The sequence below is a fragment of the Erythrobacter sp. SG61-1L genome, assembly GCF_001305965.1.
Taxonomy (GTDB): domain Bacteria; phylum Pseudomonadota; class Alphaproteobacteria; order Sphingomonadales; family Sphingomonadaceae; genus Andeanibacterium.
The window spans coordinates 1798408-1822505 of sequence record NZ_JXQC01000003.1 but is presented as its reverse complement, the minus strand read 5'-3'; the positions used below and the strand labels follow the sequence as shown (position 1 = coordinate 1822505).

At 62.6% G+C, this 24098-nt stretch carries 16 protein-coding genes; 8 read left to right on the top strand and 8 right to left on the bottom strand.

The features are described 5' to 3' along the window. Positions 1 to 71: 71 nt before the first annotated feature. Together SZ64_RS09285 and SZ64_RS18745 are read right to left on the bottom strand one after the other, a co-directional pair. The gene (locus SZ64_RS09285) at positions 72 to 842 is read right to left on the bottom strand and encodes a hypothetical protein (protein ID WP_054530563.1); all 771 of its coding nucleotides are present in this window, start codon (positions 840 to 842) and stop codon (positions 72 to 74) included. Then, positions 839 to 1438, bottom strand: coding sequence for a sigma-70 family RNA polymerase sigma factor (locus tag SZ64_RS18745; RefSeq protein WP_162225097.1), 600 nt, complete (start codon positions 1436 to 1438; stop codon positions 839 to 841). Before SZ64_RS18745 ends, SZ64_RS09285 begins: the two co-directional genes overlap by 4 nt. 327 nt (positions 1439 to 1765) lie before the next feature. Here SZ64_RS18745 and SZ64_RS09275 point away from each other — a divergent pair, with 327 nt between their 5' ends. Further along, entirely contained in the window at positions 1766 to 4924 is a 3159-nt protein-coding gene (locus SZ64_RS09275; protein WP_054530561.1) for an autotransporter outer membrane beta-barrel domain-containing protein, read from the top strand. A gap of 117 nt (positions 4925 to 5041) precedes the next feature. Here SZ64_RS09275 and SZ64_RS09270 read toward each other — a convergent pair whose 3' ends face one another. Further along, entirely contained in the window at positions 5042 to 5626 is a 585-nt protein-coding gene (locus SZ64_RS09270; protein WP_054530560.1) for a MarR family transcriptional regulator, read from the bottom strand. A 95-nt stretch (positions 5627 to 5721) separates the two neighbouring features. On the opposite strand from SZ64_RS09270, the gene SZ64_RS09265 reads away from it, so the two are divergent. Further along, complete coding sequence (locus SZ64_RS09265; RefSeq protein WP_054530559.1) at positions 5722 to 6192, top strand: Lrp/AsnC family transcriptional regulator; 471 nt, start codon at positions 5722 to 5724, stop codon at positions 6190 to 6192. 8 nt (positions 6193 to 6200) lie between these two features. On the opposite strand, the gene SZ64_RS09260 is transcribed toward SZ64_RS09265, so the two are convergent. Continuing rightward, positions 6201 to 6824, bottom strand: coding sequence for a GAF domain-containing protein (locus SZ64_RS09260; RefSeq protein ID WP_054530558.1), 624 nt, complete (start codon positions 6822 to 6824; stop codon positions 6201 to 6203). A gap of 504 nt (positions 6825 to 7328) precedes the next feature. Between SZ64_RS09260 and SZ64_RS09255 the strand changes: the two genes are divergently transcribed. The 5 genes from SZ64_RS09255 (at position 7329) to SZ64_RS09235 (ending at position 15809) form a co-directional block, all read left to right on the top strand. Next, positions 7329 to 9824, top strand: a complete 2496-nt coding sequence (locus tag SZ64_RS09255; RefSeq protein WP_162225096.1) for an EAL domain-containing protein — start codon at positions 7329 to 7331, stop codon at positions 9822 to 9824. A 213-nt stretch (positions 9825 to 10037) separates the two neighbouring features. Beyond that, positions 10038 to 11858, top strand: a complete 1821-nt coding sequence (locus tag SZ64_RS09250; RefSeq protein WP_054530556.1) for an EAL domain-containing protein — start codon at positions 10038 to 10040, stop codon at positions 11856 to 11858. A 7-nt stretch (positions 11859 to 11865) separates the two neighbouring features. Then, positions 11866 to 14208, top strand: coding sequence for an ATP-binding protein (locus tag SZ64_RS18580; RefSeq protein WP_156313591.1), 2343 nt, complete (start codon positions 11866 to 11868; stop codon positions 14206 to 14208). Further along, positions 14208 to 14651: a response regulator gene (locus tag SZ64_RS09240; protein ID WP_054530555.1), complete on the top strand. Its 444-nt coding sequence runs from the start codon at positions 14208 to 14210 to the stop codon at positions 14649 to 14651. Before SZ64_RS18580 ends, SZ64_RS09240 begins: the two co-directional genes overlap by 1 nt. Before the next feature lie 108 nt (positions 14652 to 14759). Next, positions 14760 to 15809: a LacI family DNA-binding transcriptional regulator gene (locus SZ64_RS09235; RefSeq protein WP_054530554.1), complete on the top strand. Its 1050-nt coding sequence runs from the start codon at positions 14760 to 14762 to the stop codon at positions 15807 to 15809. Positions 15810 to 15835: 26 nt separating this feature from the next. Here the strand turns inward: SZ64_RS09235 and SZ64_RS09230 are convergent, their stop codons facing one another. The 3 genes from SZ64_RS09230 to SZ64_RS09220 are packed head-to-tail and all read right to left on the bottom strand — an operon-like array spanning position 15836 to position 21675. Beyond that, a complete protein-coding gene (locus SZ64_RS09230) occupies positions 15836 to 17272 on the bottom strand; it encodes an efflux transporter outer membrane subunit (protein ID WP_241773014.1) in 1437 nt (478 codons plus the stop codon). Continuing rightward, a complete protein-coding gene (locus tag SZ64_RS09225; RefSeq protein ID WP_054530553.1) occupies positions 17269 to 20466 on the bottom strand; it encodes an efflux RND transporter permease subunit in 3198 nt (1065 codons plus the stop codon). The genes SZ64_RS09230 and SZ64_RS09225 overlap by 4 nt, the downstream gene beginning before the upstream one ends. A gap of 6 nt (positions 20467 to 20472) precedes the next feature. Then, on the bottom strand, positions 20473 to 21675 hold the full coding sequence (locus tag SZ64_RS09220) for an efflux RND transporter periplasmic adaptor subunit (protein WP_054532178.1): 1203 nt from the start codon (positions 21673 to 21675) through the stop codon (positions 20473 to 20475). A gap of 455 nt (positions 21676 to 22130) precedes the next feature. Between SZ64_RS09220 and SZ64_RS09215 the strand changes: the two genes are divergently transcribed. Then, positions 22131 to 23423 (top strand): sugar MFS transporter, encoded by a 1293-nt coding sequence (locus SZ64_RS09215; protein WP_054530552.1) that lies wholly within the window; start codon positions 22131 to 22133, stop codon positions 23421 to 23423. A 51-nt stretch (positions 23424 to 23474) separates the two neighbouring features. On the opposite strand, the gene SZ64_RS09210 is transcribed toward SZ64_RS09215, so the two are convergent. Beyond that, positions 23475 to 24083 (bottom strand): nuclear transport factor 2 family protein, encoded by a 609-nt coding sequence (locus tag SZ64_RS09210; RefSeq protein ID WP_054530551.1) that lies wholly within the window; start codon positions 24081 to 24083, stop codon positions 23475 to 23477. Positions 24084 to 24098: the final 15 nt, after the last annotated feature.

Genomic DNA, 24098 nt, shown 5'->3' with positions numbered 1-24098 from the left:
TTCGGCAGGTAGGAGCGCGCCGATAGCGGGGGGGTGGGCGGGCTGTCAACAGCTNTTCCCGCAACGGCCACTTACCACGGGTGGGCGGGGCCGCTCGGATTGGGGCCGGGGCCGGAGTGAGCAGGTTCGCCGCGCGGTGGGCCTTGCGTGGCGGGGGGGCTTGCCTTGCCGCCTGCCACACCAAGCCCCTGTGTGGCCGGTGGGCCATAGACCGGAGCGGGCGAAGCGGAGGGATCCACCGGGCCAATCGCGGATGGGGCGGCAGCGTCACCCTGACGCGCAAGCTCCACGGGTTCCTGTGCCTTGAGGGGCGGCGATAGGGAAGCCGGCGCGGTAATCGCGGGTTGGGCGGCCAACACTTGCGTGGTGTGGCTGGCGCTTTTCGGCTGGGCAGCAGCGGTTTCCGGTGGCGCAGCTTCGATGGGCAAGCTGCTGTCCCGGCTATTTGCAGCCGCAGTTCTCGGGGAGACCGTGTCCGCGGAGGCGAGAGGGGAGGGCTGGCCCTCGGGCACGAGTGGACCGGGTTCTGCCGGGCGCGGCGCGTCTGCCGCCAGCAGCCGGTCCGGCGGGGGCATTCCGCGTTCGCCACTGCGGGTGATGAGCGCCGTACCCAGAAGGCCGATTGCCAGTACGGCTGAAATCGCGAAGGCGGTCGCCAGCCGTCCACGTCCTGCGTCGTGTGAGCGGGACGCGTCAGCGCGGGCAAGGCCCGGCGCATCCTGGGGCAGGCGGGTAACATCGGCCACAATTCGCCCGGCAAGGCCAGGAGGAACCTGCGGGGTCGAAGCGCGTGAAAGTGCCCGGTCGAGCGCAGCCTCTGCCTCGTTCTGACGCGGGATCATGGCATGAATTCCACGTCGGCCAGCGAGAACTCACTCGATTCCAACAGGCCGCGCAACTGGCGCCGCGCGCGCACGAGCAAGGATTCGAAGGCCTTCAGGTTCATGTCCATGGCGTCGCAGGCTACAGAATTTGGGAAGCCTTCGAAATAGCTGAGCGCCAGGGCGGCACGGTAATGGGGCGGCAGGGCATCCAGCGCCCGTTCAATCGCCAGGCGAGCTTCGTATCCTTCGATACGGCGATCCGCCAGCGGGGCAGCGTCATGGACTTCCGGGAGCGTATCGCAGAACGACGGACGGCTCTTGCGCAGCCGGTCGAGGCACAGGTTCATTGTCACCCGGTGGAGCCAGCCGACCAGCCCGGCGCCCCGCGCGCTCCAGTTGGCGGCCTGCGTCCACAGGCGGGCGAAACACTCCTGCACGACGTCTTCCGCCTCGGCCCCGTCGCCCAGCATGCGGTAGGCGACGCGATAGAGGGCGGAGCTGTGCCGTTCCACAATGATGGTGAAGGCATCCACGCTGCCTTTGCCGGCAAGGGCGACGAGGCGCGTATCGTCATCCGACGGGCAGCCTGCGCGGCGATCGTCGTTCTGAGCCATGCGCGCGATGCGCGGGCTGTCGCCATGCTGGCCGTCTTGCCTGAAGAGTCTCAAGGCGCCCCGTTGAATTTGCTTTGCTGCCGGAGCCTGTAGAAATCCCGTCAGTCGGCTTAACGCAAGCTGACCGGACTTTTTTCCGGACCGGTCCGAAGGGTTCGCCCCACCACCCCGTTTAGTCCTGTGAACGGCTTCCCGCAGCGTCCCCGCTCCAGCACCGGGCGGCCGTTCCTCTGCTGTCTGCAAGTCCAATCCTTGCAGCCACGGAAAAACAGGCGCCCGGTGGTCCGCAGAGCCGCCGGGCGCCACCCAATTCAGGTGACGAACCCGATGATCCACGCAGTCCGCAAGCATATCCTCCTGACCACGATGCTTTCTTCGGCCATCGCCGGCCCGGCTTTGGCCGATACGGTTGTCTCCAGCGACAGTACTACGGCCCTTGCCACGTCCACGGCGGGGGACATCGCGGTGAATGAGGATGTGGTGCTGGATGTGAGTGGTACCACGCCAATCACTATCGACAGCAACAGCTCTGTCTCCATCGGCGAAGATGCCGTGGTGGAAGCTGATGACAGCGATGGGCGCACGGCCATCCTGGTGCGGGATGGGACGGATTTCTCGATCGATAATGTCGGTTCGATCGAAGTGCTCGAGGACTTCGTGCCTGATGACGAGGATAGCAATTCCATTCCTGACGGGCCGATAGCGGAAGCGACGGGCCGGTATGGAATTCATGTGCAGTCCGGCGCGTCTTCCAGCGGAGCAATCGACAACAGCGGCGCGATCACGGTCGAAGGGCTCAATTCCTATGGCATCGCGATAGATTCCAACTTCACCGGAGACATCGACAATAGCGGCACGATCACGGTGACGGGCGATTACAGCACGGCGCTCTTCACGCAGTCTGTCGCTGGGGATATTCGCCTGGGCGGCACGATTACGGCCGTCGGCGAAGGTGCTGCGGGCGTGGACATTAACGGCGATGTCAGTGGCACGGTCACGATCGACGGGACGATAAACAAAGCGCGATCCTATACCACCGACGATGACGATACGCTGACCCTGTCTCGTTCCGACCTGCGCGTGGAAGCGCCGGCCGTGTCGATTGAAGGCAATGTCGAAGGCGGCATCATCGTGGCCAACCGGCCCTATGACCTCAGCTCGACCGACGAGGATGAGGACGATGACGGAGTGGACGATGATGAGGAAACCGCAGGCGCCATCGCGTCTTACGGTGCCAGCCCGGCGCTGGTGATTGGCGGGACGAGCGATACGGAGATCGGTTCGGCCACCGGTCGTGACGGAACCTACTCGCTCGTTATCGACGGTACAGTGCAGTCCAATACCCATTACAGCAGCTTCGACACTACAGCAGTGGTGATCGGCGGGCAGGGCGGCTCGGTCACTATGGCGGACGGGATAGGCGTTTCCGGCACTGTGCAGGCTACAACCAACGATGCCTCGGCCACCGCATTGCTGATCAATGCCGGCTCCATCGTGCCCACGCTGGATAACAGCGGCACGATCAAGGCCTATGTCCAGTCGAGCGGCGAGGGGCATGTAACGGCGGTTAAAGACGCATCCGGCACGCTCTCCACGGTGAACAACACAGGCTATATCTATGCCACCGGTTCGAATGAGGATGAACGCATCGCGCTTAACCTTGGCGCTAACACCAGTGGTGTGACGATCCGCCAATATCTCAACGATATAGATCTGGCGTCGAAAGAGGATGAAGAGGCCGAGGAGGACTACGATCCTTCCAGCCCCACCATTTACACCGCAATGGTCGGCGACATCGTCACCGGATCCGGCAACGATCTGTTCGATATTTCCTCTGGTTCCGTGTCGGGTGATACCTATTTCGGCGCCGGGGACGACCGGCTGCTGCTGTCCGACGATGCGATCTATGTTGGCGATATCTATTCGGCCGGCGGCGCGCTGGAGATGAGCCTATCAGGCACTTCCGGCTATTACGGCGCAGTCGACGCTGCCGGGGAGGCCGCGCAGATCACCTTGACGGACAGTGCCGTCTTCAGCGGCTCGTTCGCCAATGGAGAGTATGTCTCGGTCGATGTGAATGGCGGCACGCTGGTGGCAACCGAAGGCGAGACTGTGTCGTTCGACACGCTGCAGGTCGCGGCGGATGGCTCCATCGGCATCATCATCGACAGTGACAGCGGGACCAACTCTTCCTTCGACGTCAATCAGGCCACATTCGCCGATGGGTCGATCCTCACTGTGGGCGTTACCTCGCTTGCCGGGGTGGATGGCACATACGAAGTGCTGACGGCCGAAAGCCTGAGCGGTTCGCCCGACCTCGACCTGTCGGACGGGTTCGCTCTGCCGCTGCTCTACACCGGCACGCTGACGCAGAGCGATACATCCATCACGCTCGACATTCGTCGTCGCACTTCGGAAGAACTCGGCCTCACCGGGCCGCAATCGCAGATATTCGACGCCGCGCTCGCGCAGGCGGGGGAATATTCGCTGCTGGAAGCCAGCCTGCTGGAGGCAGAGGATTTCGATTCCCTGTTCGGCCAGTTCGACGGGCTGATGCCGGATTATGCGGGCGGGGTGTTCGATTTCGTGACTCGGGCGTCGCGCCTCGCCGCGCGGCATATTTCGGACCCATCGACCACTTACGATGTCAGCCCCGTGAGCGGCTGGATCGAACCGCTCTATTTCCAGGGCAGCAAGTCAGCCGATGACACGGCCGGATTCAAGACGCAGGGCTATGGCCTGTCGCTCGGACTCGAGCGGGATTTCGGCATCGGCTATCTCGGCCTGAGCTTCGATTATGTCGGCGGTTCTATCAAGAATGGCGATTTGCAGGACATCGGCTCGGAAATCTACGAAATCGCGGGACACTGGCGCCTGCGCAAGGGGCCGTTCGCGGCCTTTGCGCGGGCTTCTGGCATGCATGCCAAGCTTTCCTCTACCCGCACTTTCGAGACGACGGTCGATGAGACGGATTACAGCTACTCGACAGAAGGAAGCTGGGGTGGCTGGGCGCTTTCGGGCATGGCGGGCGTCACCTACGATCTGGCAATCGGATCGCGATTCTCGCTGCGGCCCAAGGCCTCAGTCGACTATTACTGGCTGAAGGAAGACGGCTACGTGGAGGACGGCGCCGACATGATCGACCTGACGGTTGGCGGGCGCACCAGCAAGGCCTCTACTGCGATCACGACGCTGACGGCCAGCTATCGCTTCGGCCGCACTACGCCGGATGAGACGCCGCTTACTCTGGAACTGGAAGGCGGCCGGCGCTCCGTGCTGCAGAGCCAGCTCGGTTCAACCACGGCGGCCTTCGAGGACGGCGAGAGCTTCACCCTGACTCCGGGCACGCTCAAGAGCGGCTGGACCACAGAGGCGCGGCTGCTGGCGGGCGGATTCGACTACACCTGGCTGATCGGCATCGGGGCTGAGAAGACACAGGGAGATGTCGACCTTTCGGCGCGCGCGGGCCTCAGCATCGCATTCTAGGGCGCGCCGAGGCGGCCGCTTCATTGCAGGCGCGCGACCGGGCCTCCGACGGATAACAAAAAAGGGCCGGCGCGCGCTGCGGCCGGCCCTCCGGTTCCTGCTGTTCAAGTGGTGCTGTCAGGCCGCTACCGAGCGAGGTGCGGTGTCAGCCTGATCCTGGCCATAGGCCGTCGGGGCAGGACCATCCGCTTCGGCCATTTCCGCGCCAGCGCGGTCGATGTCTTCCAGCGAGGCCTCCAGGCGGGCGAGCATCCAGCGGAACTGATCCGTCTCGGCACTGCCGAACTGGGCCAGAACCTGCCGCTCCATCTCTTCAATCGCGGAGGCGAGCGAGAAATAGACCCTGCGGCCTTGCTCCGACAGTTCAAGCAGGTGCGAACGGCCGTCGAGGCGGTTTGGCCGGGTGCCGACCAGACCGGTTTCCTTCAGCCGGGCTGCGGCGCGGTTCACGGCCACCTTATCCAGCTTGGTCAGGTCCACGATGTCGCGCTGCGAGCCAAGGCCCAGTTCGAACAGGCCGGACAGAACCAGCCAGTCCCGCAGGTCCAGCCCGTGGCGGCTCAGCACATCGCGGCTGGCAATGCTGCGCATGCGGGCGGAAACCGCGCAGATGCGGTGGAGAAAAGGATCCTGCGTCACAGAGCGCAGGTGGGGTGCGACGCCGGTGCCGTTTTCAGCCAGACGGAGATTCGTGTTTTCCATATCGCGCCTTATGCCATTTTTGGCGTGCAAGATCGTTTCAGAATTGACTAAGCTGCGAGGAAATGTGAGACTCCGTTTCGCATAAGGCGGAAAATATGAAACAGAATATCGATCTAGATCGGGTAGATCGTAAGATACTCGCGCTGGTGCAGCGCGATGCTACGCTCAGTCATGCTGAAATCGCCGAACGGGTAGGCGCTTCCAGTGCATCCTGCTGGCGGCGCATCAAGGCAATGGAAGCGGCTGGCTATCTCATCGGCAGTGTGCGGCTGGTGGACCCGGATCGAGTGGGCAGAGGCGTAACGGTGATATGCAACGTGCGCGCCAAGGATTTCTCTCCGGCGGCCTCGCAGGCCTTTGAAGAATTTGTGCGCGATAGTCCGGAAGTGGTGGAATGCTATTCCATGTCGGGTGACTGGGATTTTCTGCTGCGGATCGTGGCTTCCGATGTGGCGGATTATAACAGCTTCCTGATGGACAAGCTGCTGCGCCATCCGACCGTGGCGGGCGCCTCGTCCCATTTTGCGCTTGAAACGCTGAAATACACCACTGAACTGCCGGTTTGATCTGTCATTCAGGCATAGAGGCAGCGGGCAAGGGCGCCGGTAGCCCAGCTCGCATGCTGGTCCAGCGCTTCGCATTCGCTCTGACTGAACCGTCTTGGCGCCGTGAACTGGGTCGACAGGACCGCCAGCAGTCTGCCCGCCGAATCCTGCAACGGCGTTGATTGCACTGCCCGAATGCCGACTTGTGCGGCAAGGGTGAGATGTGGCTGATAGGAGGGTTCCTCCACCACATCCTCGATGATGATGCGCTGACGTTTGACAATGCAGCGCGAGCAGGCCAGATTATCGGTTGGTCGCACCAATGCGAGATATTGGAGTTGCGGCTCCTGGAAATTCCTCTGAGCGACGATCTGTAGCGTCTCACTTTCCGGATCGTAGAGTTGCAGGCTGCCGAACTGGGCACCGAGCAGGCGCATGGCCTCGATAACCGCATGATCGGCGATGGTCAGCAAATCAGAAGGTGGCTCCAGAAGCGGTGGATCGGTCGATGCGCCGGTTTGCATGGCCATCTCCAGATCCGCCTCAGCTTCTGCCAGCAGACGAGAGAGCTTGGCGTGCAGCGCAGCGGGCAAGTCGGAAGTTAGCGCGCCTTTCAGGCGGGCAATCTTCTGTTCCAGTACCGAATGCGGCATAGGTAAATTCCGTCCATATCCCCAAACAACTTAAATCAATTCTTGAGCCTGCAAAGAGACTCAGAAGGGAATTGGCACCAGATTTGATGATTTTTGTCTGAGCGCGCATGGGGTGCGCTTCGTGTATCGATTCAGTTGCTGGCGGTTGAGCGCGGGCAGGCCCGGAAAATGCGCAAATCTGAAATCCTGAAACTCATCAACGGTTTAGAATGGAAAACTAAGAAAAAAATAAGTCGTTCGATTACTAATTAATACGTAATTTGGAAGTGAACGAATATTTTACTCCCAAACCACATAATTGTGACACATGCTTGAGTGGATGCTTTGGCTCCCAGCGAACGTGGGGTGGGCATGGCAACAGTAAGAAAGCTACTTTCCCTTCAGGGGGCCGGGCTGAACAAGGCCGATTGGTCGTCTGGTATCCGGATCCCGAGGGAGAATTCGAAACACGAACTTTCCTACACCGCGCAATGCGTTGAGGTGCTGCGTCCGCTGTTTCCGCTCATGGGTGGAATGCTGCTGATCTACACCGCGCTGCTTGTCGTGGAGAACTGGAGGGAAGTTAGCCTTGCGGGCGCGATCTGGTTTGCTGGAGCGTTGGGGCTTGCCCTGCCGTTGCTGGTGGGCGGGATCACTCTGTCGCGCACGCTTCGCGCCAATCAGATCAGCACTGCGCGCATTATCTGCCTGGGCGGAGCGTTGTGCGGAATCCTGCTGGGCAGTGAGGGCGCGGTGCTGGCCCATCCGCACAGCGTAGCGGTAACGCTCGCTTGCGTGATGATCGGAATGGTCATTCTGGCCGCATTTCCGCTTTCGCAGATGATCTTTGCCGCCAGTTTTGCGGTCACTGAACTGTTGTTGGGCGCCGATGCCTTGCCACCTGGCGTGGTGGCTTTCTCGCTCGCATTCAGTTTCGTGGCGATCTGGGCGTCTTCGCAGGCTCGCTTCATACGGGCGAGTGCACGTATGGATCTGCAGAACGAACGCCTTTCGCGCATGTCGGAGCAGACCGGCAGCTTCGTGTGGGAAACAGACAGTGATGGGCGCCTTACCCGTGCGAGCGAGGGCATGTTCAAAGTGCTCGGCCGCCCGGCATCGGAGATGGTCGGGGAATATGTCTGGGGGCTGGTGGGGCCGGAGGCGAATTGCAACCAGCGCCAACAGCGCGAGATCGCGTTCGGGACAGACATCCTGCGGCGTCATCAGGTTATGCAGGCCCCGTTTGGCGACCTCACCGTATGTGCCCGTGCGCGTGACGGCATTCACAGCCTCTCTCTATCCGGTCAGCCGCGATACGATGCGGCGGGCAATTTCGTGGGCTTCATGGGCATCGGCCTTGACCTTACAGAGTTCACGCGCGTGCAGGAAAGGCTGCTGGCCTCGGCCGAACGCGATGCGCTGACGCGGTTGATGAACCGGGCCTGCTTCAACGACCGCCTGGAGGAACTGCTCAACGGTTCGGAAAGCGGGCGGTGCGCGACCGCGCTGCTGCTGATCGACCTCGACAAATTCAAGCAGGCCAATGACACGTTGGGTCATCAGGTGGGCGATCAGGTGCTGCGCCAGTTTTCCGAACGCCTGCGGATGTTCATCAACAGCAGCGGCTTTGTCGGCCGTCTGGGCGGCGATGAATTCGGGGTGGTGCTGCATGAAACAACCGAAGTGCGCCGGCTGGAAGCGCTGGCCTGCGAACTGGTCCGCTATCTGAGCGCGCCTTACGAGATTTCGGGCATCAAGGTCACCATTGGCGCGGCAATCGGTATCGCGATCGGCCCCGAACATGGTGATACGGTGGACTCGCTGGTGCGCAATGCTGACCTTGCGCTTTATTCGGCCAAGGCTCGCGGCGGCAATTGTCACCGCATGTTCGATACGACACTGCTCGACCATGCGCTGGAGCGGCGCCAACTGGAGATCGACCTTGGCAGGGCGATCGAGAATGGCGAACTGATGCTGCAATACCAGCCCATCGTCGATGCCGCGAGCGAGAAGCTGTCGGGCTTCGAGGCTTTGGTCCATTGGCGCCATCCCGTGCGCGGAGAAGTGGCTGCCGACGAGTTCATTCCGCTGGCCGAGACTGCCGGCCTGATCAATCGCCTTGGCGAATGGGTGTTACGCGAAGCTTGTCTGGAGGCGGCGCAATGGCCGGCCCATATCAGGTTGGCGGTGAACCTTTCGCCGTCGCAATTCGCCAGTCCCGGTCTAACCTCGGTAGTGGTCAACAGCCTGGCCCAGAGCCGTATGCCTCCCGGCCGGCTGGAGATGGAGATTACCGAAAACGTCTTTCTTGACGAGGCGGAAAGCACCCAGACCATCCTGCGCCAGCTTCACGATCTGGGTGTGCGCTGGACGCTGGACGATTTCGGCACCGGCTATTCCAGCCTCAAATATCTGCTCAAGGCTCCGTTTTCGAAGATCAAGATCGATCGCGAGTTTATCAGCGGCCTGTCGGTGCCGGGTAGCCAGAAACGCCCCATCGTTGCGACAATCGTGGCCTTGGCAGAGAATCTGGGCATGGAAACCACTGCCGAAGGAGTGGAATCCCATCAGGATCTCAAGGCCGTGCGCGAGCTTGGCTGCGGCCAGATTCAGGGCTTTGTCTATGGGCCCAAGCTCGATGCGCGCGAGGCGCGCACGCTGGCACGCAGTCGCCTGCCCATTGCCACCGAAGGTTATGAAGTCACCAGGCGCGAACAGCGCATGGTGGTGCTGCGTAGCGCGGACGTGATCTATCGTGGTGAGAAGCTGCACGGCACGGTGCGCAACGTATCTTCCAGCGGGGCAATGGTGGAGGCCGAATGGCAGGCCGCCGTTGGCAGTCGAGTGGAGATCCACATGGATCACGACCGGCCCCGCAAGGGCATCGTCCGCTGGGTGGACGGGTTCCGGTTTGGCGTGCAGTTTGACGAGCTTGGCTATGGGCCGGACAATGTCTCGGAAGAGCAGGTCAATCTGCCCATGGCAAACCCTCTGTCCAACCCGTTACGAGCTGTCGGATAAGATGCGGAAGTCTACTTAGGCAACCGGCCGTATCGGCGCGATGTTCCGTGAAATAATCATGGGAATCATTCATATAATTGACGGATTCGTGAATCCGAAAATTCATATATACGCTACCGTTACAGCCGATCTTAAGTCGAATTTATATATATCTATTTATCAAGAGACCATGCGGGTGTCTTACGCAAGGCACTGCTCCCTGCGGAGACTTTTATGGTCGATGTGCGATTGTCGGGCGAAAGCGGGCCTGCCGCCGTGCCAAGGCGGCAGCGGTTGACCGTGCTTGTCGTCGACGACAATCCGGGCGACCGCCGCCTGGCTGAGATGTCGCTTAAGGTCGGGTCGCACGATGCCGGCGCGGAGTGTGACGTTCTGCTGGCCGGCAGTCTGGCCGATGGAGCGGCCTTGCTCGAGACACTGGTAGCCGCAGGGCCGGATGCGATCCTGCTCGATCTCGGCCTGCCCGATGCCTCCGGCTTCGATGGGCTGCAGGCTCTCAAGATACTGCGTCCGGATGTTCCGATCATCATCCTGACTGGCCTCGACGAGGCCAATACTGCGGCCAGTGCGCTTACCAACGGAGCGGCTGACTACCTCGAGAAGGATGACATCCGGCCGCGTTCGCTCTGGCGGTCGATCAGCTATGCGCTGGAACGTAAGAAGTTCCAGGAGGAACTGGTCCAGCTCGCCATCACCGATCCGCTCACTTCGGTGAAGAACCGTCGCGCCCTGATCGAAGGGCTGGAACTGAGCATGGAACATGCCGACCGTACCAAGCTGTTTTGCGCGGTGCTGGTGATCGACATCGACAATTTCAAACAGATCAACGATCTGCTGGGCCACGACGCGGGCGATGAATTGCTGGTGCGCGTGGCGGAGCGGATCAGCGAGACTGTGCGCCGCACGGACATTGTCGGCCGGCTGGGCGGTGACGAGTTCGCGGTAATCGCCACCAATCTGCCTAATCCCCGAGGCGCGATGGAACTGGCCCACAAGATCGCCAGGGCGATCGGCACGGTCACCAGGCTGGATGGCCGCCCGATCGACATCGGGTCGAGCATCGGTATCGCACTCTATCCGTCTGGAGCGGTCAGCTCCGGCGATATGCTGACCCACGCCGATCTGGCCATGTACAAGGCCAAGAAGGAGGGCGCACGCACGATCTGCCTCTATGACGATTCCCTGCACCGCGAACTGAGCCGGAAGCTGGAACTGAAACGGGCGATGCTGCGCGACATCTCCACGCCCAGCTTCTATCTCGATTACCAGCCAATCGTCGACTGCCGCAGCCACCGCATCGTCTGTGCCGAGGGTCTCGCGCGCTGGCGCCAGCGTGACGACAGGGTGATCATGCCTGGTGATTTCATTCCCATTGCCGAAGAGAATGGCTGGATCTCCGATCTGGGGATGCAGATGATCGATCAGGCTTGTGGCTTCCTGGCAGGCTCGCTCGCGGCAGGCGCACCTGTCGTGCCGATTTCGATCAACGTTTCCCCGATCCAGTGCCGCGACAATGGCTTTGCAGGCCTGTTCACCGACGCGATCGACCGCCACGGCCTGACGCCCGACCTGTTCAATATCGAGATCACGGAATCGACTTTCATGCAGAATATCGATTCCGCCCGACGCGGGTTGGAGGCTCTGATGAACGTCGGCATCGGCGTGCATATCGACGATTTCGGCACCGGCTATTCATCGCTTTCCCTGCTGCGCGACCTGCCGCTGAAGCACCTCAAGCTGGACCGCAGCTTCGTTTCCAAGTTGATCGACGATTCCGGCACTCGCAAGATTACCGAGGCGGTGTCCGATCTGGCTCACAAGCTGGATTTCAAGACCGTGGCCGAAGGGGTGGAGACGGCGGAGCAGGCTGAATTGCTCACCCGGATCGGGATCGACTACCTGCAGGGCTATTACTTTTCCCCGCCGATCAGCGCGGCACGGCTTAGCGAGGAACTGGTGATCTTCGGCCCGGACGAGGCGATCATCGCCACCCAGCACGACAGTGCTGGGCAAGTCAGAGCGGCGAGCCGCTGAGCCGGGCATGACGGAACGCTTCGATCTGCGCGGCCTTGGCCTTGCGACAAAGATCGCGCTGGCCGCCGGGCTGGTGGGCCTGCTCTCGGTCATGGCGCTGACGTGGTATTTCTATCGCGGAAGCGAGGACATACTGATCGACCGTGACACGCAGCACCTTGCCGGCGATGTCGAGGTTTCCGCCACGCGGCTGCGTTCGCGTATCGAATTCGCCCGGCAGGACACGTTGCTGCTCACCAAGGTACCGCCGACAATGGGCACGTTCCGGGCCTTGGCAAGCGGCGGATTAGACCCTCAGGACGGATCGACCGCCACTTTGTGGCGTGACCGGCTGGCCACCATCTTCGCCGGAATGCTGGAAGCACGGCCGGAATATGTGCAGGTCCGCCTGATCGGATTCGGCAATGGCGGGCGTGAAATCGTGCGGGTAGATCGCTTGCGCGACGGGTCGGTCCGCCGCACTTCCGAAGAGCAGTTACAGGTCAAGATTGACCGCCCCTATGTTCGCGAGACCCAGCAGTTGGGAAGCGGCGAGGTCTATCTTTCACCCATTGATCTCAATCGCGAGAACGGGAAGGTAGAGGTGCCTCACCTCGCAGTCATCCGCGCCGCTACGCCTGTGGTTTCGTCCAGTGGCGAGAAGCTCGGCATGGTCGTGATCAATGTCGATATGGGCAAGGTCTTCCAGATCGTGCAGGGGGCGGACCAGGAACAGGCGGCCTATTACGTCACGAACCAGTCGGGCGATTATCTGGCTCACCCCGACCCTGCTCGCGCATTTGGCTTCGATCTGGGCCAGCGCCATACCATTCAGGCTGAGTTCCCACGCCTTGGGCCGTTCCTGCAGGGCAATGCAGAGCGCTTCACCGGCTTCATTTCGTCAGGCGATTCCAACGTGCTCGTCGCCGCGACGAAGGTAGATTACGATCCCCGGGATACGACACAATTTGCCGTGATTGCCGAGACTATTCCGTCAAGCGCACTGGCATCGAGCCTCGTAACCGTGCGTAATCGCGCGCTGATCGGGGCGGGTGTGATCCTGCTGCTGGGGCTGGCGGCTATGGCCTATTTCACTCGCACGCTTTCGCGCCCGCTCAAGGAAATCAGCGAGACTGCCGCGGCCGTCGCCGCGGGCGAGCGGTCGGTGGATGTCGCGCAGATCGCTTCCCGTTCTGACGAGGTGGGGGCGCTGGCGCGCAGCTTCGAGACGATGGTCGAAAAAGTGGAGGCGCGCGAGGACGACCTGCGCGAGGCCGAAGCGCAGACTGCGCGCGTGATCGATGTGATGCCCGAGGCAATCCTGGTGACCGATCGCAAGGGCAACATCACCAGGGTCAATGAACGGGCGAAGGAAATCTTCGGATACGAGCCTGCGGAACTGCTGGGCCAGCCGGTGGAACTGCTGATCCCCGAGCGGTTCCACGAAGGGCATCCCGAAAAGCGCAAAGCCTATGCCGCCCGCCCGGAAATCCGCCCGATGGGCGCCGGGCGCGACCTTTACGCGCGACGTAAGGATGGCAGTGAAGTGCCGGTGGAAGTCGCGCTGGCGCCGCTGGGAGCGAAGGGCGGCAACAGCCGGATCGTGGTGTCCGTGGCAGACATAACCCGTCGCAAGGCCGGGCAGGACATGCTGCGGGAAACCAACGAGAAACTCGCCCGTTCCAATCAGGAACTGATGCAGTTCGCCTATGTTGCCTCGCACGATCTGCAGGAGCCGCTGCGTATGGTGGACAGCTATATGGGCCTGATCGAGCGACGCTATAAGGGCAAGCTCGACGCCGACGCCGATGAGTTCATTGGCTTTGCCGTGGACGGCGCGCGCCGCATGAAGCGGCTGATCAACGATCTGCTGACCTATTCGCGCGTCAGCAACCGGCCGCTCAAGGTCAAGTCAATTGACCTTCGGGCCGAGCTTGAGGGCGTGCTGGCCCTGTTCCAGCCGCAGATCGAGGAAACCGGCGCCACGGTGGAGATCGGACCGCTGCCCCGGATCGAAGGGGATCCCGGCCAGATCGAACGTTTGTTTACCAATCTGATCGGCAATGCACTGAAATTCCGTAGCGATCGCCGCCCCCATATTCGCATTGAGGCGCAGCAGCACGGCAAGCTGTGGGAATTCATCATTGCCGATAACGGCATCGGTATCGATCCGGAGTTCAATGAGAAAGTATTCGAGATATTCTCCCGCCTGCATAGCCGGGAGCAATATGAAGGCACGGGCATCGGCCTGGCCGCCTGCAAGCGCATCGTCGAACTGCATGGCGGGCTGATCTGGGTTGAAGCAGGCCCGGATGGCGGATCAGTTTTTCGCTTCACCCTGCCCGAGCATCAGCAAGAGGAGGCTGCCTGATGAACCAAGCGCAATCCCCGATCGAAATACTGCTGGTAGAAGATAATCCGGCCGATATCCGGCTGACGCAGGAGGGGCTGAAAGAAGCGAAAGTCGCGAATATCCTGCATGCCGTCACCAACGGCAAGGATGCGCTCGATTTTCTTTATCGGCGTGGCGACTATGGCAACTCCCCCCGGCCAGACCTCGTCTTGCTGGACCTGAACCTGCCGGGTATCAGTGGCCATTCCGTGCTGGCAGAGATCAAGGGTGATCCGACATTACTGACCATTCCCGTGGTGGTCCTTACATCGTCGGAATCCGAAGCAGACATCGTGAAGTCATATGAAGAACACGCCAATTGCTTCATTTCGAAGCCGGTGGACTTCTCCAGCTTCCTCGACATCGTATCGCGGATCGAGAATTTCTGGTTCTCGATCGTGCGGTTGCCCCAACCGGCCTGAGCTTTTCAGGGCGGCATGCCGCCGCTGCCAGTGCTGCCAGTGCCCGCAACACTGGCAGCGGCGTGCATTTCCTGCCAATGATAGGGGCAAAGCAGAAGCGAGCCCAAAATGGCGACCCACAAGCGGCGTCCGACAATCATAGACATTGCAAAAAAGGCCGAAGTCTCATTCAAGACGGTCTCGCGCGTGTTGAACGAAAATCCTCGCGTCGGCTCGGAATTGCGCGCGCGCGTGCTCAAGGCGATGGGCGAGCTGGATTACCAGCCCAATCTTGCGGCCCGCGCACTGGCCGGGCGGCGAGGCTATGCGGTGGCGCTGCTGGTGGACCAGACGGAATTCTTCCGCGAAGGGGACGCCAATGCCTATTTCTCGCCCTATCTGGTCGATCTGCAGGCGGGGGCGCTGATCGCCTGCCGCGAGCAGGGCTACCACTTCTTCGTCGAGCCTTATGATTTTGCAGCCGAAAGCTGGCCGCAGGGGTTGCGCGCACAATTGTCGCGTATTGCGCTGGACGGGGTGATGATCGCGCCGCCCTCGGCGGACCGGTTGAAGCTGCTCGATGCGCTGGACGATCTGGCCATGCCCTATGTCCGTTTCGCGCCGGGGCTGGATCCGGACCGTTCGCCATCGGTGGCGAGCGACGAATATGGCGGCGTTCGCGCCATGGCGGAACATCTCATCGGCCTTGGCCATCGCCGTATCGGGCTGATCGGCGGACCGCAGGACCACCTGGCTGCTGCCGGGCGCGTAGTGGCCTTTCGCGAGGCAGTGGAGGGCAGGGCGGAAGTGATCTTCCATCCCGGGGACTTCACCTTCGAAGGTGGACTGGCGGCGGGCGAGGCATTGCTTGCAATGGGCGACCGGCCCAGCGCGATCTTTGCCACGAATGACTTCATGGCGGCTGGCGTGGTTACGGCGGCAACCCGGCATGGACTGAAAGTGCCAGAGGACATTTCGCTTGCCGGTTTCGATGATTCCGCGGTGGTGCGCTTCCTGTGGCCGCCGCTAACCACCGTGCGCCAGCCGATCCGTAATATGGCGGGCGCGGCGGTGGATTATCTCATCGCACAAGCTGGCGGGCGGGAATTGCCTGCGCGGCACGCAGAACTGGATAGTGAACTGGTGATACGCGGATCGACCGGCCCGGCCTCACGTTAAGGGCGTTCCCACCCGGTCAGGCAGTCCTATTGCGGTAGTGCGAAGGCGCTCTGGCCCAGTTCCTCGTCTCCACCCAGAACGCGATACAGTTCGATCCGGTTCTGGACAGCGATCAGCGAGATCGCCACTTCCTGCCTTTGCGCGCTGTAGAGGCTGCGCTGGGCGACCAGATTGGCAAGGAAGCTGTCCACCCCGCCGCGATAGCGGGCATCGGTCAGGTTGGCCGTATCGGCGGCAGCCTGCGTGTTCATGCGGGCAGCACTCTGGCGATCGGCAATCGTGCCCTTGGTCGCCAGCGCATCTGACACTTCGCGGAAGGCGGACTGGATCGCCTTTTCATAAGTGGCGAGGGCCGCATCGCGGCTGGCCTCGCTCACGGCCACGCCTGCCTGCCGCCCACCACCGGAGAAGATGGCATAGCTGGCATCGGCGCCCGCCGTGGCGCTGAAGGCGCCGCTGTCGAACAGCGATCCAAGCGCGTCGCTGGCAAAGCCCAGCAGGCCGGTAAGCGTGATCTGCGGGAACAGGCGGGCGCGCGCGACGCCGATATCTGCATTGGCTGCGCGTAGCAGAAATTCGGCCTGTGCCACGTCCGGCCGGCGCAGCAGCACGGCAGAACTGGTGCCGGCGGGCATGCTTTCGATGCTGGACAGCACTTCGTCCAGCCCGGCGGGCAGCAGGGTGGGGTCGACATCTGCCCCCACCAGCAGGCGCAGCAGATTGGCATCTTCGGCCAGTGCGGCCTTTTGCGCCGCAAGGTCACCCTCGGCCGTCGCGAGGATCTGTTCGGCCTGCCGCAGGTCGGTACGCGGGGCAATGCCGCCCTCCAGCCGGGCGCGGGTAAGATCCACGCTGCGGCGGGCATTGGCCGCGCTCTGTTCGGCAATGGCCAGCAGGTCGCGATCGGCGGCGTAGGTCGCCCATGCACTGGCCAGATCGGCCACAAGGCCAAGTCGGACTGACCGGGCCGAAGCCTCGCTCGCCAGTTCGCGTTCGCGCTGGGCGGCCGTGGCGTTGGCCAGCCTGCCGAACAGGTCCAGCTCGAAGCCGGAAATGCCGCCTTGCAGCGCATAGCTTTCGCCGCTGGTGCCGCCATTGTCGCTGATATCGGCCGAACCACGCACGGAAACTTCCGGGAATTGCGCGGCCCGCGTCACGCGCACCTGCGCGCGGGCGGAGGCGAGATTGGCCGCGGCGATCCGCAGGTCGCGGTTATTGGCCAGGGCCTGCCCGATCAGGGTCTGCAGCCGGGCGTCGCGGAAGATCGCCGTATAGGGCAGGGCAGGCAGTTCCGCCTCGCCTGCCACCGGATCGGCGTCTCCCACCGGCCAGCTCCGCGGAACCGGGGCCTCGGGCCGGGCATAGTCGGGCGCCATCGAACAGGCGCCCAGCAGTGCCGGCAGGGCCAGCGGCAGGAAGGCGAGGGCGGTTTTACGCATGGTCATGTCCAGCGGCCTGCTCATGCTTGCGCCCCTTCCTGACGGCGGCGACGGCCGAACCGTTCATGCAGGGCCTTCAGGCTGTCGCGCGTGCTGCGGCGGACCAGCACGAACAGCAGCGGGATGTAGAAGATCGCCAGTACACTGGCGGTCAGCATGCCGCCGATCACCGAAGTGCCGATGGCGATGCGGCTATTGGCGCCCGCGCCGGTGGACAGCGCCAGCGGCAGCACGCCGAAGATGAAGGCAAAGCTGGTCATCAGGATCGGGCGCAGACGGATGCGGGCGGCGGCCAGCACGGCTTCGATGATGCGCTTGCCCTTCTTTTCTTCCTGCTCCGCGAATTCGATCATCAGGATCGCGTTCTTGGAGGCTAGGCCCATGGTGGTGAGCAGGCCGATCTGGAGGAACACATCGTTTTCCAGCCCGCGTAGCGTGGCGGCGAACACGGCGCCGACAAGGCCCAGCGGGATCACCAGCAGCACGGCCACCGGGATGGACCAGCTTTCATAAAGCGCGGCAAGGCACAGGAACACGACCAGCACGGACAGGGCATAGAGCAGCGGGGCCTGCCCGGAAGACTGGCGTTCTTCATAGGAAGAGCCGGTCCAGCCCACGGCGGTGCCGGGGATTTCGGCCGCCAGCCGCTCCATTTCCGCCATCGCCTCACCCGAGCTGACGCCCGGCGCGGTCTGGCCGGTGATGCCGAAAGAGGGCACGCCCTGGAAACGGCTGTTGGAATTGGGCGTGGTGGCCCAGCCGATCTTCGAGAAGGCGGAGAAGGGCGCCATGCTGCCGTCCGCAGCGCGGACATACCATTGCGAGAGGTCTTCCGGCGTGGCGCGATATTCCGGCTCGCCCTGGACATAGACGCGCTTCACGCGGCCATTCTCGATGAAGTCGTTGACGTAGCGGCCGCCCCAAGCGGTGGAGAGCGTGGTATTCACGTCCGATGAATTCAGGCCGTAAGCTGTGAGGCGCTGCGTATCGAGGTCGATCTTCAGCGTCGCATTGTCGGGCAGTTCGCTGGAGCGGACCTGTGTGAGCAGCGGGCTGGCGCTGGCCATTTCGACCAGCTTGTCGCGCGCGGCCACGAATTGTTCGCGGCTCATGCCGGTGATGTTCTGCAGGTTCATGTTGAAGCCCGCGCTGTCGCCAAGGCCGCGCACCGAACCGGGCACCATGAAGAACACCTGCCCATCGCGCAGGCCGCTGAAGGCCATGGTTGCGCGCCGGGCGATGGCATCGGCGGTGTTTTCCGGGCCGGGGCGTTCGTCCCAGTGCTTCAGGTTGATGAAGCCCTGTCCGCTGTTCTGGCCGCCACCGCCGCCGCCGGCGACGAGGAACATGGTGCTGACATTGGCGCTCTCATGTTCGAGCAAATATTTCTCCACCTGGTCGCGCAGTTCGATCGTGCGCACCTGCGTGGCGCCGGGGGGCAGGCGGAATTGCACCATGATGCGGCCCTGATCCTCGTTCGGCAGGAAGCCGCCGGGCAGATGCAGGAAGAGGCCGGCCAGCAGGCCCAGGATCAGGATATAAAGGCCAAGGAAGCGCCATTTGCGATCCACCACGGCTTCCACTGCCTTGAGGTAGCGGCCAACCATGCGGTCGAAATTGCGGTTGAACCACACTTTGGCGCCTTCCAGGGCGTTTTCGATCCGCGCGAAGCGACCGTAATGGCGGTGGAACTCCATGTCCTCGCCGCGATGGTGCTTCTGCTTCAGCACACTGGCGGTGATCGCCGGGCTGAGGATCAGCGCCACCAGCACGGACAGCACCATGCAGGAAATGATCGTGACGGAGAACTGGCGGTAGATCACACCGGTCGACCCGCCAAAGAACGCCATCGGCAGGAACACGGCCGAAAGGACGAGCGCGATGGCGATCAGGGCGATCTGCAGCTCGTTCATGGATTCGATGGTCGCTTCGCGCGGGGACATGCCGGGGTTTTCCTCCAGCAATCGCTCCACATTCTCCACCACCACGATCGCATCGTCCACCAGCAGGCCGATGGCCAGCACGAGGCCGAACAGAGTGAGCGTATTGAGCGAGAAGCCCGCGAGATAGAACACCCCCATGGTGCCCAGCATCACCACGGGCACGGCAACCACGGGCACCAGCAGGGCGCGCCAGCTCTGCAGGAACACGAACATCACGATCACGACGAGGGCGACCGCTTCGAGCAGGGCCACCTGCACTTCGCTCACGGAAAGGCGAATGAAGCTTGTCGCATCGTTGGCGTAGGCATAGGCCAGCCCATCGGGCAGGTTCGCGCCCAACTCGTCCATCTTGGCCTTCACGAGGTCCGCCGTGCGCAGGGCGTCGGAGCCGGGCGAGAGCTGGATCGCCATGCCAGCGCCGGGATGGCCGTTCATGCGCAGCAGGATGTTGTAGTTTTCCGCCCCGACCTCGACCCGGGCGACATCGCCAATCCGCACGCTCGACCCGCTCGGCAGGGTCTTGAGCACGATGTTGCGGAACTGTTCGGGCGTTTGCAGGCGCGACTGGGCTGTCACCGTGGCATTGAGGAGTTGGCCCTGCGGCGAGGGCAAGCCGCCTACTTCGCCCGCCGGGATTTCGGTATTCTGGTTGCGCAGGGCAGTGATGACATCGCCCGGCATCAGCGAAAAGGCGGCCAGTTTGATCGGATCGAGCCAGATGCGCATTGCGTGCGGCGCGCCGAACACATTCACATCGCCCACGCCCTCCACGCGCGAAAGCGTGTCCTGAATGTTGGACGAAAGGTAATCCGACACGTCCTGATAGGATCGGGTATCGGTCTCGTCATACACGGCCACCAGCAGCAGCGTGTCGGCATTGGACTTGGTCACGCGCACGCCCTGCTGCTGCACATCGGCAGGCAGGCGCGAGATCGCGGCCTGAATCTTGTTCTGCACCTGCACCTGCGCGATGTCGGGATCGGTGCCCTTCACGAAGGTTGCTGTAATGCTCGCTTGCCCGCGCGAGCTGGAATCCGAGCTGAAATAGAGCAACCCGTCGATCCCGGTGAGCTGCTGCTCCAGGATCTGGGTAACGCTGTTCTCGACCGTTTCCGCCGAGGCGCCAGGATAGGAGGCGCGGACATTCACGGTGGTGGGCGCAATGTCGGGATATTGCTCGATCGGCAGGGCCGTAAGCGAGCCGATGCCCGTCATCATCACGATGATCGCAAGCACCCATGCGAAGATGGGCCGGTCGATGAAGATCCGCGACATTCGGCCTTACCCCGGCTTTCCGGGCTGGCTGTTCTGTCCGGGTTTGCCGGGAGGCGGGCCGACGCGCTGCGGTGCGCTGGCCGGAACGGGGCGAATGTCGGCATCCTGCCGCACATTGGCGAGGCCCTGCGTGATGACCCTGTCGCCCTTCTTGAGTCCGGAGGTGACCACCCAGTCCGTGCCGCTGGTGCGGTCTGCGGTTACCTTCACACGCTTGGCCTGATCGCCGCCCTTTTCACCCTTGCCGACGATATAGACGAAGGCGCTGCCATCGAAATCGCGCTGCACGGCCGATTGCGGCACCAGGAAAGCGGCGGGCTGCACGGCCTGTTCGAACACGGCGGTCACGAAAGTTCCGGGCAGCAGCAGGCCCTGCGGGTTGGGGAAGCGGGCACGCAGGGTGACGGTACCCGTGCTTTCATCCACCGAGATTTCCGAGAATTCGACTGTGCCGGGCAGGGCATAGAAGCTGCCGTCGTCCATCTTCAGGCGCACGCTGGTGCTGCCGGGGCTGACTTCGCCCTTGGCCAGCGCTTGCCTGAGCGCGGTCAGTTCCGCGCTGGACTGCTGCATATCGACATAGATCGGATCGAGCCGCTGGATCACGGCAAGCGGCTGGGCCTGCGCGGCGCTGGCCAGCGCCCCGGTGGTCACCAGCGAGCGCCCGATACGGCCGCTGATCGGCGCGGCGACGGTGGAGAAGCGCAGGTTGATCCGCGCCGTTTCAAGCGCGGCGGATGCCTGGGCGACAGAGGCCTGCGCTTGACGGGCCTGTGCTTCCGCGTCGGTCAGATCCTGCTGGGAAATGGCTTCCTGCGTGGCAAGTGGCTTGTAGCGGTTCGCCTTGGCCGTTGCGGCGTCGGCCGAAGCCTTCGCGGCCGCAAGGTTCGCTTCGGCCTGGCGCACGGCCGCGCGATAGAGGCTCGCGTCGATCTGGTAGAGGGGCTGCCCGGCGCGGACATAGCTGCCTTCGGTGAACAGGCGCTTCTGGATGATACCTGTCACCTGCGGGCGCACTTCGCTCGTCTCATAGGCGACGGTGCGGCCACCCAGCGACACAGCGACCGGCACAGCCGAAGGCGCGACAACCACGAAACCAACCTGCGGGGCGGGGCGTTCGAACGGCTTTTCGCCCGAAGAGCAGCCGGCAATCGCTGTCGCGGCAAGGCACAGGCCTGCGCTGAGGATGGCCGCACGAATAGTCTTCATCTGGTGCCCTTCATTCTTGCCGGAGATGGTCTGCGATCCCGCCCGGCCTGCCTCGTTCAACGGCCGGGCCGCCGGATCGCCGGCCCCGATTCGAAACATTGCCGTTGCAGCAAGTTTGTTTCTGGCACCAGCAAACTTCCCCCCAAATGCGGGAAATATTGCATTTGTCATATTGGTAGCCCCCAATGTGACGAATTGCCCTGTTTCCGGCACGTTGAATTTTGATATCGCCGGAGGATGTCGTCCGGCGGAATGGCTGCATAACGGCCCGCAATGCATACCGTTCCCGACCTTTTGGGCATCCGGCGGAGGACATGCGCCGTCCGTCAAGGAATTGGGGCTGTCCGGCGATTGACTGTGCTGCCTGCCGTTCACAGTTTCCCGTCCGAACCAGAGATGGACGCAGGGGGGATTTTCCGCGTCTTTTCAAGAGCTGTAAGGAAAGAACGCGAGCCATGTCCCTTGCACCCGATGTTGCCAGCAGCACGGATTCCAACCCGATCGAGGAGGCCGGCCCGCCGATCGACGCGCCGGGCTTGCAGGGCTTCGTTTTCGCGCTGTTCTTCATCTTTGGCGGGATCACGTCGCTCAACGACGTGGTCATTCCGAAACTGAAGGAACTGTTCACGCTGAACTACACCCAGGCGATGCTGGTGCAGTTCTGCTTCTTCACTGCCTATTTCGTGATCGGCATTCCCGGCGCCCGGCTGGTGAAGAAGATAGGCTATATGCGCGGCGCGGTGGCGGGGCTGCTGACCATGATGCTGGGGTGCCTGCTGTTCATTCCCGCTTCGCAGACCGCGACCTACGGCCTGTTCCTGTTCGCCCTGTTCGTTTTGGCGAGCGGGGTGGTGATCGTGCAGGTGGTGGCCAATCCGCTGATCTCGCTTTTGGGGCCGGCGAGCACCGCGCATAGCCGGCTGACCTTTGCCCAGGCCTTCAATTCGGTGGGGACCACCATCTTCCCCTATGTCGGCTCCATCGTGATCCTTGGTGGGCTTGCGAGCGTGAGCGCGTCTGATCTCAGCGGGGCGGCGCTGGATGCCTATCGTACGGAGGGGACGGCAACCATCGTGAAGGCCTATGGCACGCTGGCTATCGCGCTGGCGCTGGTGGCGGGATCGGTGTGGTTGTTCCGCAACCGGTTGAAGGGCGAGAGCCATGAGGAGAGCAAGGGGCTGGGCGGGTTCGACCTGCTGAAGCGCCCGCGCTTCGGCTATGGCGCGCTGTGCATCTTCCTTTATGTCGGGGCAGAGGTCTCGGTCGGCTCGCTGATCGTCAGCTATCTCAAGCAGGCGCATGTCATGGGGCTGGACCAGCAGGCCGCGGGCAAGCTGATCGGCATTTACTGGTTCGGTGCGATGGTGGGGCGTTTTGCCGGCTCTGCGATCCTGCGGGTCATGAACCCGGGCAAGGTGCTGGCCATTGCCGCTGCCGGGGCAATCAGCCTGCTGCTGATTTCCGCGAATACGACCGGCGAGGTCTCCGGCTACAGCCTGCTGGCGATTGGCCTGATGAATTCGATCATGTTTCCCACCATCTTCACGCTCGCCTGCGAAAAGCTGGGGGCACGCGCGGCCGACGGCTCGGGCATTTTGAACGTGGCGATTTCGGGCGGGGCCGTCATCCCATTGACCACGGGTGTGGTGGCGGATGTCAGCGGCAGCCTGGCTGTGGCCCTGACGCTGCCCGCGATCTGCTATGCATTTATCGCAAGTTTCGGGATCTTTGCACGCAAGCCTGCGTGAATAGCAGGCGGCCGCAGGCGTCAGTAAACGCCTGCGGCCGCGCAGCCGGTTTTACTTCCCGCCGAGATAGGCCTCGGCCGCCTCGTCCATTTCGCGTACCGGGTTCTTCGGCCCGGACTGGCGATTGGGGAGGAATTCGTTGAGAACGCGGCGCTTGGCGAACAGCCAGTGGCCGTCCACGCGCTTCAACTCATCCTCATAGATGCCGTAAGTGCCCATCTTCATGGTGTCGCCTGGCCCGTCATTGGCCATTTCGACCCACAGCGAGCGAGCCCAGGCACGCTCGCCTTCCACGCGGATGGAAGATTGCAGGATCACGTGGCGCAGCAGTGCGGGCTTGCCGTCTTCAGTGTGATAGAACTTTCCGATATTCTCGCTGAAGCTCGCCACTGTCTTGCGGATCGCATCTCGCCCTTTGGACGTGCCGCGCGCAAATTCCAGTTCGCCGTCTTCCGCGAAGGTGGCGACATAGGCATCCCAGTCGAAGTAATCGATGGCGAAGAGATAGCGGGCCATCAGATCCTCGATCTCGGCCCGGTCTTCGGCGTAATCACGCGCGTAGATGCCTTCCGCGCTTACCGCGGCAGGCGCGGCGGCGCCCAGCAGCAGTGCAGCGGCCAGCGCGGCCCGGCAGATCGTCTTTGCGGGCCGGATGCCCATAATGCGTTCCCCTCT

Excerpts from the sequence above, each read along its gene's own strand:
- SZ64_RS09240 (WP_054530555.1), top strand. The coding sequence starts at position 14,208 with ATGAACCAAGCGCAATCCCCGATCGAAATACTGCTGGTAGAAGATAAT.
- SZ64_RS18745 (WP_162225097.1), bottom strand. The coding sequence starts at position 1,438 with ATGGCTCAGAACGACGATCGCCGCGCAGGCTGCCCGTCGGATGACGAT.
- SZ64_RS09250 (WP_054530556.1), top strand. The coding sequence starts at position 10,038 with ATGGTCGATGTGCGATTGTCGGGCGAAAGCGGGCCTGCCGCCGTGCCA.
- SZ64_RS09210 (WP_054530551.1), bottom strand. The coding sequence starts at position 24,083 with ATGGGCATCCGGCCCGCAAAGACGATCTGCCGGGCCGCGCTGGCCGCT.
- SZ64_RS09215 (WP_054530552.1), top strand. The coding sequence starts at position 22,131 with ATGTCCCTTGCACCCGATGTTGCCAGCAGCACGGATTCCAACCCGATC.
- SZ64_RS09225 (WP_054530553.1), bottom strand. The coding sequence starts at position 20,466 with ATGTCGCGGATCTTCATCGACCGGCCCATCTTCGCATGGGTGCTTGCG.
- SZ64_RS09265 (WP_054530559.1), top strand. The coding sequence starts at position 5,722 with ATGAAACAGAATATCGATCTAGATCGGGTAGATCGTAAGATACTCGCG.
- SZ64_RS09255 (WP_162225096.1), top strand. The coding sequence starts at position 7,329 with ATGGGTGGAATGCTGCTGATCTACACCGCGCTGCTTGTCGTGGAGAAC.
- SZ64_RS09260 (WP_054530558.1), bottom strand. The coding sequence starts at position 6,824 with ATGCCGCATTCGGTACTGGAACAGAAGATTGCCCGCCTGAAAGGCGCG.
- SZ64_RS09270 (WP_054530560.1), bottom strand. The coding sequence starts at position 5,626 with ATGGAAAACACGAATCTCCGTCTGGCTGAAAACGGCACCGGCGTCGCA.
- SZ64_RS18580 (WP_156313591.1), top strand. The coding sequence starts at position 11,866 with ATGACGGAACGCTTCGATCTGCGCGGCCTTGGCCTTGCGACAAAGATC.
- SZ64_RS09220 (WP_054532178.1), bottom strand. The coding sequence starts at position 21,675 with ATGAAGACTATTCGTGCGGCCATCCTCAGCGCAGGCCTGTGCCTTGCC.
- SZ64_RS09235 (WP_054530554.1), top strand. The coding sequence starts at position 14,760 with ATGGCGACCCACAAGCGGCGTCCGACAATCATAGACATTGCAAAAAAG.
- SZ64_RS09230 (WP_241773014.1), bottom strand. The coding sequence starts at position 17,272 with ATGAGCAGGCCGCTGGACATGACCATGCGTAAAACCGCCCTCGCCTTC.
- SZ64_RS09285 (WP_054530563.1), bottom strand. The coding sequence starts at position 842 with ATGATCCCGCGTCAGAACGAGGCAGAGGCTGCGCTCGACCGGGCACTT.
- SZ64_RS09275 (WP_054530561.1), top strand. The coding sequence starts at position 1,766 with ATGATCCACGCAGTCCGCAAGCATATCCTCCTGACCACGATGCTTTCT.